13 protein-coding genes are annotated in these 12,215 nt (G+C 60.3%); 8 read left to right on the forward strand and 5 right to left on the reverse strand.

Translation table 11 applies throughout. The features are described 5' to 3' along the window. The 3 genes from AC4DF4_RS15485 to trxB form a co-directional block, all read right to left on the reverse strand. The coding region (locus tag AC4DF4_RS15485; RefSeq protein WP_490049015.1) for an OmpP1/FadL family transporter at positions 1 to 701 on the reverse strand (701 nt) is incomplete at its 3' end. A 13-nt stretch (positions 702 to 714) separates the two neighbouring features. Then, positions 715 to 1,089, reverse strand: a complete 375-nt coding sequence (locus AC4DF4_RS15490) for an EthD domain-containing protein (RefSeq protein ID WP_490049016.1) — start codon at positions 1,087 to 1,089, stop codon at positions 715 to 717. A gap of 99 nt (positions 1,090 to 1,188) precedes the next feature. After that, positions 1,189 to 2,115, reverse strand: coding sequence for a thioredoxin-disulfide reductase (gene trxB / locus AC4DF4_RS15495; RefSeq protein ID WP_490049017.1), 927 nt, complete (start codon positions 2,113 to 2,115; stop codon positions 1,189 to 1,191). Positions 2,116 to 2,248: 133 nt separating this feature from the next. On the opposite strand from trxB, the gene AC4DF4_RS15500 reads away from it, so the two are divergent. After that, positions 2,249 to 3,298, forward strand: a complete 1,050-nt coding sequence (locus AC4DF4_RS15500) for an Mrp/NBP35 family ATP-binding protein (RefSeq protein WP_490049018.1) — start codon at positions 2,249 to 2,251, stop codon at positions 3,296 to 3,298. 38 nt (positions 3,299 to 3,336) lie between these two features. Continuing rightward, entirely contained in the window at positions 3,337 to 5,703 is a 2,367-nt protein-coding gene (locus AC4DF4_RS15505; RefSeq protein WP_490049019.1) for a heavy metal translocating P-type ATPase, read from the forward strand. Between the two features lie 5 nt (positions 5,704 to 5,708). Here AC4DF4_RS15505 and gpmI read toward each other — a convergent pair whose 3' ends face one another. Next, positions 5,709 to 7,247 (reverse strand): 2,3-bisphosphoglycerate-independent phosphoglycerate mutase, encoded by a 1,539-nt coding sequence (gene gpmI / locus AC4DF4_RS15510; RefSeq protein WP_490049020.1) that lies wholly within the window; start codon positions 7,245 to 7,247, stop codon positions 5,709 to 5,711. 127 nt (positions 7,248 to 7,374) lie between these two features. Here gpmI and AC4DF4_RS15515 point away from each other — a divergent pair, with 127 nt between their 5' ends. The 6 genes from AC4DF4_RS15515 to AC4DF4_RS15540 all read left to right on the forward strand — a co-directional run bounded on the left by AC4DF4_RS15515 (position 7,375) and on the right by AC4DF4_RS15540 (position 11,517). Next, positions 7,375 to 7,620, forward strand: coding sequence for a type II toxin-antitoxin system VapB family antitoxin (locus AC4DF4_RS15515; RefSeq protein ID WP_490049021.1), 246 nt, complete (start codon positions 7,375 to 7,377; stop codon positions 7,618 to 7,620). Continuing rightward, complete coding sequence (locus AC4DF4_RS15520) at positions 7,617 to 7,988, forward strand: type II toxin-antitoxin system VapC family toxin (RefSeq protein ID WP_490049022.1); 372 nt, start codon at positions 7,617 to 7,619, stop codon at positions 7,986 to 7,988. Before AC4DF4_RS15515 ends, AC4DF4_RS15520 begins: the two co-directional genes overlap by 4 nt. Positions 7,989 to 8,095: 107 nt before the next feature. Continuing rightward, positions 8,096 to 9,730 (forward strand): fumarate hydratase, encoded by a 1,635-nt coding sequence (locus AC4DF4_RS15525; protein ID WP_490049023.1) that lies wholly within the window; start codon positions 8,096 to 8,098, stop codon positions 9,728 to 9,730. A 96-nt stretch (positions 9,731 to 9,826) separates the two neighbouring features. Then, positions 9,827 to 10,039 (forward strand): Sec-independent protein translocase subunit TatA/TatB, encoded by a 213-nt coding sequence (locus AC4DF4_RS15530; RefSeq protein WP_490049024.1) that lies wholly within the window; start codon positions 9,827 to 9,829, stop codon positions 10,037 to 10,039. Positions 10,040 to 10,112: 73 nt separating this feature from the next. After that, complete coding sequence (locus AC4DF4_RS15535; RefSeq protein WP_490049025.1) at positions 10,113 to 11,117, forward strand: endonuclease/exonuclease/phosphatase family protein; 1,005 nt, start codon at positions 10,113 to 10,115, stop codon at positions 11,115 to 11,117. Positions 11,118 to 11,184: 67 nt separating this feature from the next. Then, positions 11,185 to 11,517, forward strand: coding sequence for a hypothetical protein (locus tag AC4DF4_RS15540; protein ID WP_490049026.1), 333 nt, complete (start codon positions 11,185 to 11,187; stop codon positions 11,515 to 11,517). Here the strand turns inward: AC4DF4_RS15540 and AC4DF4_RS15545 are convergent, their stop codons facing one another. Then, complete coding sequence (locus AC4DF4_RS15545) at positions 11,518 to 12,108, reverse strand: transglutaminase-like domain-containing protein (protein ID WP_490049027.1); 591 nt, start codon at positions 12,106 to 12,108, stop codon at positions 11,518 to 11,520. Positions 12,109 to 12,215: the final 107 nt, after the last annotated feature.

Here is a 12,215-nt window from a genome sequence, read left to right on the forward strand (position 1 = left end):
CTCTCGTCGAACACGCCGGTCACCTCGAAATCCCCGTCGAGCTCGAAATCCGTCTTGCTGCGGTAAATCAAACCGAAAGCATGCTGTTCGCAAGGCTGCCAGCGAGTGGACAATGTCCAGGACAGCGCTTCGTCGTCGCCGTTGAATTCCGTTGGAAAATCATTCCCTCCCAGATTCACGAACTGGCCGATTTTCAAATCCGCATGATGGACGCCGAAACCGCCGCCGATCGAAAACGTATCAGTGACTTTGTAACCCAGCACCGCCCAGGCAGTGGCGTAGTTCAGTTCCGTTTCCGTCGCCAGATAACGGAATTGTGTGTCACTTCCCCAATCGGTGGCGAGGCCGAACGGCGTGTTGAGGCCGAATCCGGCGACCAGCTTGTCGTTGATCGGCACGGCCGCGTAAATCTGGGGAAGGAAAGCCCAGCTGTTATCCGCCTCGTAGTTGTTTCCTGAATCCATCTCGGCTTCGAGGCCCAGCATGATCGAATAGGCGCCGACGATGACTTCGGGAGATTCGGTCTGCGTGAGACCGGCCGCGTTATAATACACGGCGGCGGCGCTGTCGGCCGTGGCCAGCCACGCGTTTCCGCGGGCGGTCGCTTCGGGAGCTTGGACCGGGACGTAAAATCCGTTCGAGAAGGCGGGAACAACGGACAGGGCGGTCGCTGAAAATAGCAGGCAGGCTTTGTGTTTCATGGGGATCGATGGGTTAAAATTCAAAAATTGTGTGCTCGGTGCTGAAGAAAATCGCCGAGTTGGCGCAATCGACAAAGCGGGCTTCGTCCTCGGAAAGAATCCGGTTGGCTTCCTGCCCTTCCGGGGTCTGGAGGGAGGCGGCGAGCGATTCCGGACTATCCCACCAGACTTCGGTGATGCCGTCATACATGTCGGTGATTCCCCGCGGCTGTTGAGCGGCAGCGTTGAGCATCGGATTCTGAATCGTGTGACTCTGCACGTAACGCTTCATTCCGAGAATCGGCGCGTGCTTGCGAACCAAGGGACCGTGCTGGTTGAGCCAGTAGTCGTAAAACTCTTCCACCGAGAGAGACGGAAGCCGGCGGACGCAATAGACACACTTGAGCATGTCAGCTTGATAATTAAGGTTTTCTTAACTGTCAGTAAAATTTTACAAAATTTTACTGAAGTCAGAATACTCGCCGGGATCAAATTGACCCGGGCGGGATCAATCGTGATCGCTGAGGTAGCGTTCAGCCTCGAGCGCGGCCGCGCAGCCTTGGCCGGCGGCGGTGATCGCTTGGCGGTAATAATGATCCGCCACATCGCCCGCGGCGAAGAGTCCCGGGGTTTTGGTCGAGGTCCGGCCGGGATTTTGGAGAATGTAGCCGTTCTCGTCCTTGTCCACGAGATCGCCGAGGAAGGCGCTGTTCGGGACGTGGCCGATCGCCACGAAAACGCAGGCGACTTCGAGTTCATTTTCCTCGCCATTGATCAAATTCTTGAGCATCACCGCGCGCATTTCGCCTTTTTCGTCGGTGAGGTATTCGCTGACGGTCGAGTTCCAGACCGGCTCGATCTTCGGATTGGCGAGAGCGCGGTCGGCCATGATTTTCGAAGCGCGCAGTTCGTCGCGGCGGTGGATGAGATACACCTTGCTGGCGAAACGGGTCAGGAAACCGGCCTCTTCGCAGGCGCTGTCGCCGCCGCCGATCACGCAGACCGGGACGTCCCGGTAGAAAGCCCCGTCGCAAGTGGCGCAGGAAGTGAGGCCGTGGCCGATGAGTTTTTGCTCGCCGGGAATGCCCAAGTGGCGGGGAGCGGCCCCCGTGGCCACGATGACGGTTTTCGCCTCGAAAGTCTCCGAACCGGCATTCAGCAGGAAGGTGCCATCCGCACGCCGCTCGACCGACTCGACGCTGGCCCAGGCGATCCGGGCACCGAATTTCTCGGCCTGCGTCTGCATTTTCATCATCAAATCCGGCCCCATGATGCCTTCGGGGTGGCCCGGGAAATTCTCAACTTCGGTCGTGGTGGTAAGCTGGCCGCCGGGCTGAGTGCCGGAGAGCAGAAGCGGCGTGAGATTGGCGCGGGCGGTGTAAATGGCCGCGGTGTATCCTGCGCAGCCGGTGCCGATGATGATGACGTTTTCCATAGATTTGTGAGCGTTCGAGGCGGCCGAGTATTTCGGCGTATCAGGGAATGAGTCAACCCCCGGCCACGGCAATTTCGGCGAATGATCACAATCGCGTTGCGCCGCCGCCCGAACGGGAGAGAATCGCCCGTCCATGAGCCCTGATTTCATCCGCGAAGCCCTTCGCCAAGTCCGCTACCCCGGTTTTTCCCGGGACATCATCTCCTTCGGCCTCGTCAAGGACGTCAAATGCGAGCCCGGCCTCGTCACCGTCCACATCGAAATCGCGACGCGCGATGAGAAGGTTCCTCAACAGATTTTCCAGGATTGCCACGCGATTCTCGACCCATTGCCCGACATCGGAACGGTAAAAATCGAGATCGACGTCAAGGACGCGCCCGCGGCCGCCGGCGGAGTTGGCGGCACGGTCGGCAAATCCTCGATCCCCGGAGTGAAGCGCATCATCGCCGTCGCGTCGGGAAAAGGCGGCGTGGGAAAATCCACCGTCGCCGCCAATCTCGCCGTCGCGCTCGCAGCCACCGGCGCGAAGGTCGGACTCTGCGATTGCGATCTCTACGGGCCGTCCGTCGCCCAGATGTTCGGCGTCAACGAGCGTCCGATGGCCAACGAGCACGATGAAATCATCCCGCTCGAAGCCCACGGACTCAAACTCATGTCGATGGGATTCCTGCTCGAAGACCGCTCGCCGGTGATCGTCCGCGGACCGATGGCGACGCGCTACACCCAGCAATTTCTCCGCCAGGTCGCGTGGGAAGACCTCGATTACCTCGTGCTCGACCTGCCGCCCGGCACCGGGGACATCCAGCTCACCATCGTCCAAACCGTGACGGTGGATGGCGTCATCATCGTCACCACGCCGCAGGAAGTCGCGCTGATCGACGCCCGCAAGGCGGTTTCCATGTTCGCCAAGGTGAACGTGCCGATCACCGGCCTCGTCGAAAACATGGCGTGGTTCGAGTGCGATGCCGGGAAGAAATACTATATTTTCGGCCAGGAAGGCGGCGTCCGCGAGGCGGAGCACCTCAATGTCCCGCTGCTCGGACAAATCCCGATCAACGTCGAGACCCGCGAGCGCGGCGACTCGGGAGCGCCGATCGCCCTTGCCTCCCCGGCAAACAACAAGGTTTCCGCCGCGTTTCACGAAATCGCGGCAAAGGTCAGATCGAAGATACCGATTGGCTGATCTGGTGCTGAGGCTGCAAACCAACTACTCTGCCAACCATGAACGACGTCTCCCCTAGTTCACCCGTCGTCGAAAAAGCCGACAAGGATCTAGCGGCTCACAGCGGCATCATCCGGGCATCGACCGATCCGGAACACGCGGTCGTCAAGGTGGACTTCGATCCGGCGCTGTTGAGTGAAAACGAGGTGCGCTCGCTGCTCAAGGAACACATCGCCCACGTCGAATCCGCGATCCGCAAACACACGTTCCGCTTGGAAGGAAACGCCTGCGAGGCCTGCGCCCAGAAACTGGAGAAGCGAGTGGGCCGCATTCCCGGCGTGAGGCGCGCCAACGCGACCTATCTCGGCAGGGTCCTGTCAGTCACTTTCGATTCCGACATCGAACCGGAAGAACGCATGGCCGACGACCTGAAGAAAACCGGTGCCGACATTAAACCGCTGGAATCCCGGCGTGCGGACACTCGCTCGCTGATGCAAAAAATCCGCGCCGGCGACCTCAACGAGGAGATTTCCTGCGGCCTCGGCCTGCTTTTTCTAATCGCCGGATTGATCGTCGAAAAAACCACGGGGATCGGACCCGCCACGCACACGCTCTACGCCGCGGCCTACATTTTCGCCGGACAAAAAGGCGTGCGTTCCGCCATCGCCTCGCTTCGCGAAGGCGTGCTCGACGTGGACGTGCTGATGGTCCTCGCCGCCCTCGGCGCGGCCATCATTGGAGCCCCGTTCGAGGGAGCGCTTCTGCTTTTCCTGTTCAGTTTTTCCAACGTCCTTCAGCGCCACGCCTTGGAGCGCACGCAAAGAGCCATCGAGTCCCTGCTCACCCTCAGGCCCAGCGAAGCCACGGTCAAACGCGACGGGGGCACGGTCAAGGTCGCGGTTGAAGACTTGGAAATCGGCGAAATCGTCATCGTCCGGCCCGGCGAGCAGATCCCGGTGGACGGAGTCATTTCCGAAGGCAGCACCAATGTGGACGAATCCTCGCTCACCGGCGAATCCATGCCCGTTTCGAAATCCCTCGGCAGCACGCTCTTCGCCGGCACGATCAACCAGAGCGGCGGCGTCGAGCTCAGGGTCACCAAGCGCTCGGAAGACTCCGCCCTCGCGCGGATGGTCAAGCTCGTCGCCGAGGCCCAGGCGGAAAAATCCGGCACCCAGCGCTTCCTCGAAAAAGCCGAGCAATACTACGCCATGGGAGTCATCGGTTTCACGATCCTAGTGTTTCTAGTGCCCTTCATTTTCCAAGGCGCGTCATTCGCCCATGCTTTCTATCGGGCCATGACGATCATGGTCGTCGCCTCGCCCTGCGCGCTGGTGATCAGCACGCCCGCCACGGTTCTATCAGCCATCGGCGGCGCTGCTCGACGAGGAATTCTCATCAAAGGCGGTTCCCATCTCGAAAGGGCCGCCAAAATCGACATCGTCGCCATCGACAAAACCGGGACCCTCACCGTCGGCAAGCCGTCGCTCACTGAAATCGTCACCGCCGACGGCATCCATGAGATCGGAAATCCCCTGCCCGCCCACGTCGCGGCCATCCTCCGCGCGGCCGCCGCCTTGGAAGCGAAGTCCGAGCATCCCCTCGCCCACGCGATTGTCAAAAGCGCCGAGGATCTGGGCATCACGCTGCCCGAAGCTTCCGATTTCCAATCCACCGCCGGCAAAGGCGCGGAAGCCACCATCGAGACCGCACGCTACCTCATCGGCAGCGAGCGACTGCTGCTGGAACTCAACGCGAAGGGCACCGCCTCCCTTCTGGAAAAATCCCAACCGCTCCAGTCCAAGGGCAAAACCTGCGTCTGGCTCGGCCTCCGCGAGGGCGACACCGTCACCGCGCAAGCCGTGCTAGTCATGGCCGACACCATCCGCCCCGCCGCCCGCCGCCTTTGCGAAGACTTGCACCGCCTCGGGGTGAAAAAGGTCGTCATGCTCACCGGCGACCAGCGGCTCGTCGCGGAAGCCATCGCGCTCGAAGCCAAGGTGGACGAGGTCTTCGCCGAGCTCCTGCCCGAAGACAAACTGAAAGTCATCCGCGAGCTCAAGTTAGAAGGCACCGTCATGATGATCGGCGACGGCGTGAACGACGCTCCCGCACTCGCGATGTCCGACATCGGCGTGGCCATGGGCGCGGCCGGCACCGATGTCGCGATGGAGACGGCTGACGTCGTCCTGATGGGCGACCGACTGGAAAACATCGCGTTGCTCGTCGGCCACGCGAGGCGGGCGAAGCGGGTGCTTCTTCAGAATCTCGTTTTTGCCAGCGGCGTGATCGTTGTGCTGATTTCCGCCGCGCTCGGTTTCTCGCTCGCTCTACCGTTAGGCGTGGTCGGCCACGAAGGCAGCACCGTGCTGGTCTGCCTCAACGGCCTGCGCCTCCTGCTCATCGGCCGGGCGACAATTCGATAGCCCGCTTACTTTTTGACCAGCAGGCTCGTTCCGGTCATCTCCTTAGGCTTGGGCAGCCCGAGCATTTCCAACAGCGTCGGCGCGACATCCGCCAGAACGCCGTCCTTCACGGAATAATCCGCCGCGTCCGCCGCGACGTAGAAGATGTGCACCAGATTGGTCGTGTGCGCGGTGTTGGGCGAGCCGTCGGGATTGCGCATGTATTCGCAGTTCCCGTGGTCGGCGGTGATGAGGAGTTTTCCGCCGAGGCGGAGGGTTTCCTCTGCCACGGCCTTCACGTCGGCGTCGATAACCTCACACGCCTTGACCGCGGCTTCGACCACGCCGGTGTGGCCGACCATGTCCGGGTTGGCGAAATTCAGGATGACCATGTCGTAGTCCTTGAGCTTGGCAACGACGGTGTCCGTCACTTGCTGGGCGCTCATCTCCGGCTTGAAATCATAGGTCGGCACGTCCTTGGGCGACGGAATAATCACGCGGTCTTCGCCGTCATAAGGCGCTTCCTCGCCACCGTTGAAGAAGTAGGTGACGTGCGGGTATTTCTCGGTTTCAGCGATCCGCATCTGGTTTTTACCGGCGGCCGCGACCACCTTGCCCAACACGTTGTCGAGCGTCTGCGGCGGGAAAATTCCCGGGCAGCCGTATTTCTCATCGTATTGGGTCAGCGTGACGAAGTGCACCTTCGGAGTGACCTGACGGTCGAAGCCGGCGAAATCCGGATAGAGAAACGCCTCGGAAAGTTCGCGCGCACGGTCGGAGCGGAAGTTGAAGAACAGGACCACATCACCATCCCTGACGCGCTGCGTGTCCGCTTCCGCGAAAATCATCGGCGGCATGAACTCGTCGGTCTTGTCCATCCGGTAGTAGTCGGCCACGGCCTCGCTCGCGAGCACGTCGCGCTTCTCGCCTTTTCCTAACACGATGGCGTCCCAGGCGAGCTTCACGCGGTCCCAGCGCTTGTCGCGGTCCATCGCGAAATAGCGGCCGATCACCGTGGCCACATGGGCACCACTCTTCGCAGCTTCGTCCTCGACCTTTGCCAGATAGCCTTGGCCACCCGTCGGGGAAGTGTCCCGGCCATCGGTGATCGCGTGGATGAAAATGTCATTCACGCCTGCTTCTTTCGCCAGCTTCACCATCGCGCTGAGTTGGTCCTGGTGGCTGTGGACGCCGCCGTCGGAAACGAGGCCGATGAAATGCAACCGCCCGGTCTTGGCTTTTTCCAGCGCTTCCACGAAAACCGGATTCGTCGCGAGAGTCCCCTCTTCGATCGCCTTGTTGATGCGTGTGAGATCCTGGTAAACGATCCGGCCGGCCCCGAGATTGAGATGGCCCACCTCCGAGTTTCCCATTTGGCCGGGAGGCAGCCCCACATCGAGGCCCGAGGCGCTTAGGAAACCCTTCGGATACGTTTTGAACATCACCTCATGAAAAGGGGTTTTCGCGAGCAAGGTGGCGTTCCCGTCCTTGATTGCGGTTTCTTTCCCCCCGGGGTTCACACCCCAGCCGTCGCGAATAATGAGCACTATAGGTTTCTTGTCCATGGCAAGGGAGCGTTTACCCCTGCCCGCTCGGTCCCGCAAGCCTTGAAAGGCCTTTACTAAAAGCGAATTTTAAAGCGATTCAAAAATTCGCTTGAAAACGACATACTTTTGATGCATCTTTTTTGACATGAGAACTACCGTAACAATTGATGACGATTTGCTCGCAGCGGCGGCAGACTTCAGTGGCATCGATGAAAAGTCAAAGCTCCTTAACTTCGTCCTCGACGCCTATGTGAAAAGGATGGCCGCACGCAGACTCGCCGCCTTGGGCGGAACCATGCCTGACTTCGATATCGCTCCCCGGGACTCCCGCGTGAGCTATTACTCGGATTCCACATTTCCAAGCTCCAGAGTCGCCGACGAACCAAAATGAAACCGATTCTCGTAGATACCTGCGTCTGGATCCATCATTTCCGCCAGCGGAATCCCCTGCTCGCGGCCATGCTGGAAGACGGCGAAGTCTGGTGCCACCCGATCGTCGTGGGCGAGCTGTCCATGGGAACCTTGAAGGACCGGCGGCAAACGGTGATCGATCTCGCGAAATTGAATCGCCCTCCAATCGCCAGTTTCTCCGAAACCCGCCAGATGGTGGAGTCTCGCCGGCTCTGGGGCCGTGGAATCCAGTGGAACGACGCGAACATCCTCGCGTCGTCCGTCCTCGGCGGGATTCCGCTCTGGACGTTTGATTTGCGCCTCAAGGCGATCTCCGAGGAAATGGGCGTGAACTTCACCGGGGGGTGATTCGCCGTGCGGAAACAGCGGATTCCGCCATTCACCATGCATTCATTGCGGCGACTCGGGAAACGGTTGCTCCCCCAGCCCATCGTGCTTAGAAAAAGCCAGACGCCATGTCCGACAAACCATTCTTCTACCAAGATCCCTTCCCTCTCGGTCCCGATACCACTGAATATGAACTGATCAGCTCTGAGCACGTCTCCGTCTCGGAATTCGAGGGCAGGCCGATGCTCAAGATCGCCCCGGAAGCGCTAACGCAGCTGGCGGCCGAAGCGATCAAAGGCATCAATTTCACCCTTCGCGCTTCCCATCTCGCGCAAGTCGCGGCGATTCTCGATGACCCGGAAGCCTCGGAAAACGACCGCATGGTCGCGCTGATGCTGCTGAAAAACGCCGAAATCGCCTCACACGGCATCCTGCCGTTCTGCCAGGACACCGGCACCGCCACCATCGTCGGGAAAAAGGGCCAGCAAGTCTGGACCGGCTGCGACGACGCGGAATTCCTCTCCAAAGGCATCTACCAGACCTACACTAGGGAAAACCTCCGCTACTCGCAGACCGCCCCGCTCACGATGTATGACGAGGTCAACACCAAGACCAATCTCCCCGCGCAAATCGATCTCTACGCCACCGAGGGCGATGCCTACAAATTCCTCTTCGTCAGCAAAGGCGGCGGCTCTGCCAACAAAACCTTCCTCTACCAGGAAACCAAGGCCCTGCTCAACCCCAAGCGGCTCAAGGAGTTCTGCCGCGAAAAAATGGCGTCGCTCGGTACCGCCGCCTGCCCGCCCTATCACCTCGCCTTCGTCATCGGCGGCACGTCCGCGGAAAATTGCCTCAAGACGGTGAAGCTCGCCTCCACCCATTATTACGACGAACTGCCGACTTCGGGCAACGAGCACGGCCGGGCTTTCCGCGACATCGAGCTTGAAAACGAGCTGCTCGCCATGGCCCGCGAAGTCGGGATCGGCGCCCAGTTTGGCGGCAAGTATCTCGCGCTCGACGTCCGCGTGATCCGCCTGCCGCGTCACGGCGCGTCGTGTCCCGTCGGCATCGGCGTTTCCTGCTCGGCGGACCGCCAAGCCAAGGCGAAAATCACCAAGGACGGGATTTTCCTCGAAAAACTGGAGAAAAATCCCGGCCGTTTCATCCCTGAGAAATTCCGCGATTGGAAATTCAAGGGCGTGCCGATCGATCTCGATCTCGGAATGGAGGAAACCCTCAAAACCCTCTCGAAATACCCCGTCACCACCGCACTCGCGCTGACCGGAACCATCATCGTCGCCCGCGACATCGCCCACGCGAAGCTCAAGGAAATCCTCGAAGAAACAGGCGAACTCCCGGAATATTTCAGGAAATACCCGGTCTATTACGCCGGTCCGGCGAAAACCCCGCCTGGCATGCCATCCGGCTCCTTCGGCCCGACCACCGCCGGTCGGATGGACGGCTACGTCGATCTTTTCCAAGCCAACGGCGGCTCGATGGTCATGCTCGCCAAGGGCAACCGCTCGAAACAAGTCACCGACGCCTGCCAAAGCCACGGCGGCTTCTACCTCGGCTCGGCCGGCGGACCCGCCGCTTTGCTCGCCCAAGAACACATCCGCTCGCAAGAAGTGGTCGCCTTCCCCGAACTCGGCATGGAAGCAGTCTGGAAAATCACCGTGGAGAACTTCCCCGCCTTCATCCTCGTCGACAACAAGGGCAACGACTTTTTCACCTCGCTGAACACCTGCCCGGTCTGCCATTGATTCCGCGGCCGAAAGAATCTTCCGCCACTTCGAGTAATACCCTTTGCAAGCACCTCGGAGGGACCTTAGCGTCCCTCCAACAACACCACTACCACCATGGGACCTATTGGAATGCCAGAAATGATCATAATTTTCATTGTGATCCTGTTGCTCTTCGGAGCCAAGAAGCTGCCCGAACTCGCTCGCGGGATCGGCAAAAGCATGGGCGAATTCAAAAAGGCGCGTGAGGATTTCGAGCACGAAATCACCCGCTCCGAGACCGAAACCCGCGTGAAGGAAGTTCCGGGCAAAGAACCCCGGGAATCCTGATCGCATGGGATTCCGGCGTCTCATCGCTTCATTCGGAAATCACGCCCCAAGGATTCTTGGGGCTGTTTTCTGTATGGGCACGATGCTCGCGGCTTCTTCCTGCGACCGCAAAACCGGAACCCCGGATTGGAACACGCCCGGAACTCAAACGGCCGCGCCGGAACCCGAAGAAGCGCGTCCATTTGAAGTCGAGGCTGAAATCGAGACTCCCGCCGCCCCCGAAGCTGTCACGGTTTCTTCCGAAACCACCTCCCCAAGCGGACTTCGCTTCATCACTTACAACGTCGAAAACTGGCTGACGATGGATCGCTACGTCGATCGGAAAGCCCTCAAAGGCGCTCCGAAACCGGACAGCGAAAAGCAGGCGGTCGTCGCAATCCTCTCCCGCCACACGCCCGATGTCATCGGTCTGTGCGAAATCGGCGAAGCCTCGGACCTCGCCGAAATCCAGCAAGACCTCAAAGCTGCCGGCTTGGATCTCCCGCACTCCCATTACACCGGAGGCTCGGATCCCACGCGCCACCTCGGGCTGCTTTCACGTTTCCCGATCACATCCACCGCCAAGCCGGCCGAAACCGAATACCGACTCGCCGGTCAAACCTTCGCGATCAACCGCGGGATTCTTGATGCGACCATCCAGGCCCGCGGGAAATCCTACCGCTTCCTTGGAACCCATCTCAAATCCAAGCGCGACAGCGAGCAAGGCGATCAGGAAGCCATCCGCCTCAACGAGGCCCGCTTGTTGCGCCGTCACGTAACCTCCATTCTCAAAACCAACGCGGACGCCCGGCTCGTGGTTTACGGGGATCTCAACGACACCCGCGCCACTCCCACGATCAAGACGATCACCGGAAATTACAACGACCCGACTTACCTAACCGCCATCCCGGCCAAGGACTCGCACCATGACGCTTGGACCCACCACTGGGCGCTGCATGACCTTTACTCCCGCATCGACTTCATCATGGTGACCCGCGAACTCCGCAAGGACGTCGATTTCCCCGCCGCGAAAATCATCGACGACGCGGACTGGGACAAAGCCTCGGACCACCGCGCGGTGCTGGCCGTTTTCAAGTGACGGCGGCAGCCCGAACTTCCTTGATCCCAAGCCCGATGCGGAGAGACTCCGGCAGCGCAATCATCCCATGGACCCTATTATCCTCAAAACACTCCATCTCGCCGGCGTCATCGCCCTTTTCACCTCGCTCGGCGCAACGCTGCTAGGCGGCTCTGGCAAAAAGCGAGCCTCGATGCTTCACGGCATCTCGCTCGTCCTCATTCTCGTCGTCGGCTTCGCCATGCTGAAAAAGCCGCCGATGGGTCAATCCTGGTGGATGATCAAACTCGGCCTGTGGCTATTCCTCGGCGTCGCCCCCGTCCTCGCCAAGCGCAAGGTCCTGCCAAGCTCCATTGTCCTGCTTCTCAGCATCGCCGCCGCGGTGACCGCCGCGTGGCTCGGCCTCGCCAAGCCGTTCTGACTAGATTTTCTCTACCTCGACCTGCACTTCCATCCGGCAATGCCCGGTGCCGTTGTAGCTCCCGCGCACCGGAGCCACATCCTCGTAGTCGCGGCCCACGGAAATCTTCACGTAGCGCTCGTCGGCAAGCGTGTTGTTAGTCGGGTCGAATCCGATCCAGCCGGCGGCGGGCAGATAGACCTCGGCCCAGGCGTGCGAAGCCTGCGCGCCGACGAGCGTGTCGCGCGGGCCGTTGTATAAATAGCCGGAAGCGTAGCGGGCCGGGATTCCCACCGCCCGGCACAAGCCAAGCATCACGTGTGTGAAATCCTGGCAAACGCCGCGCATCATCTGGAAGGCCTCTTCCAAATGGGTATTCACGTTCGTCACTCCGGACTCATATCGGAACTCCCGGTAAACCCACTCCATCAGCGCGTTCGCCTGATCGAAAACCGCCTTGAACGGAGCTGTCACATCCACCGCCTGCCGCCAGATATCGGGATGCCGGGAAACCCAGCCGCTTTCCTGCAAATACGGCCAGATCTGCTCGCGGATCGACGAATCGCCGTAACCCTCCAATGTCGCCGCGCGGCTCGCCGCGGAGATGTCCAACGGCAGATTGTGAGGCGGACCCCGAAATTCGGGCCAGGGGTTAAGCTTTGATTGTGGTGGTCGGGCGCGGGTCTTGAACCCAAACTAAACCACACAAAATGAAAGCA

The sequence above is a fragment of the Luteolibacter sp. genome (assembly GCF_058122085.1).

What these genes read in the sequence shown, in the direction of transcription:
- AC4DF4_RS15525 (WP_490049023.1), top strand. Translation starts at nt 8,096, where the DNA reads ATGTCCGACAAACCATTCTTCTACCAAGATCCCTTCCCTCTCGGTCCC.
- gpmI (WP_490049020.1), bottom strand. Translation starts at nt 7,247, where the DNA reads ATGGACAAGAAACCTATAGTGCTCATTATTCGCGACGGCTGGGGTGTG.
- AC4DF4_RS15540 (WP_490049026.1), top strand. Translation starts at nt 11,185, where the DNA reads ATGGACCCTATTATCCTCAAAACACTCCATCTCGCCGGCGTCATCGCC.
- trxB (WP_490049017.1), bottom strand. Translation starts at nt 2,115, where the DNA reads ATGGAAAACGTCATCATCATCGGCACCGGCTGCGCAGGATACACCGCG.
- AC4DF4_RS15520 (WP_490049022.1), top strand. Translation starts at nt 7,617, where the DNA reads ATGAAACCGATTCTCGTAGATACCTGCGTCTGGATCCATCATTTCCGC.
- AC4DF4_RS15535 (WP_490049025.1), top strand. Translation starts at nt 10,113, where the DNA reads ATGGGCACGATGCTCGCGGCTTCTTCCTGCGACCGCAAAACCGGAACC.
- AC4DF4_RS15530 (WP_490049024.1), top strand. Translation starts at nt 9,827, where the DNA reads ATGGGACCTATTGGAATGCCAGAAATGATCATAATTTTCATTGTGATC.
- AC4DF4_RS15515 (WP_490049021.1), top strand. Translation starts at nt 7,375, where the DNA reads ATGAGAACTACCGTAACAATTGATGACGATTTGCTCGCAGCGGCGGCA.
- AC4DF4_RS15500 (WP_490049018.1), top strand. Translation starts at nt 2,249, where the DNA reads ATGAGCCCTGATTTCATCCGCGAAGCCCTTCGCCAAGTCCGCTACCCC.
- AC4DF4_RS15490 (WP_490049016.1), bottom strand. Translation starts at nt 1,089, where the DNA reads ATGCTCAAGTGTGTCTATTGCGTCCGCCGGCTTCCGTCTCTCTCGGTG.
- AC4DF4_RS15505 (WP_490049019.1), top strand. Translation starts at nt 3,337, where the DNA reads ATGAACGACGTCTCCCCTAGTTCACCCGTCGTCGAAAAAGCCGACAAG.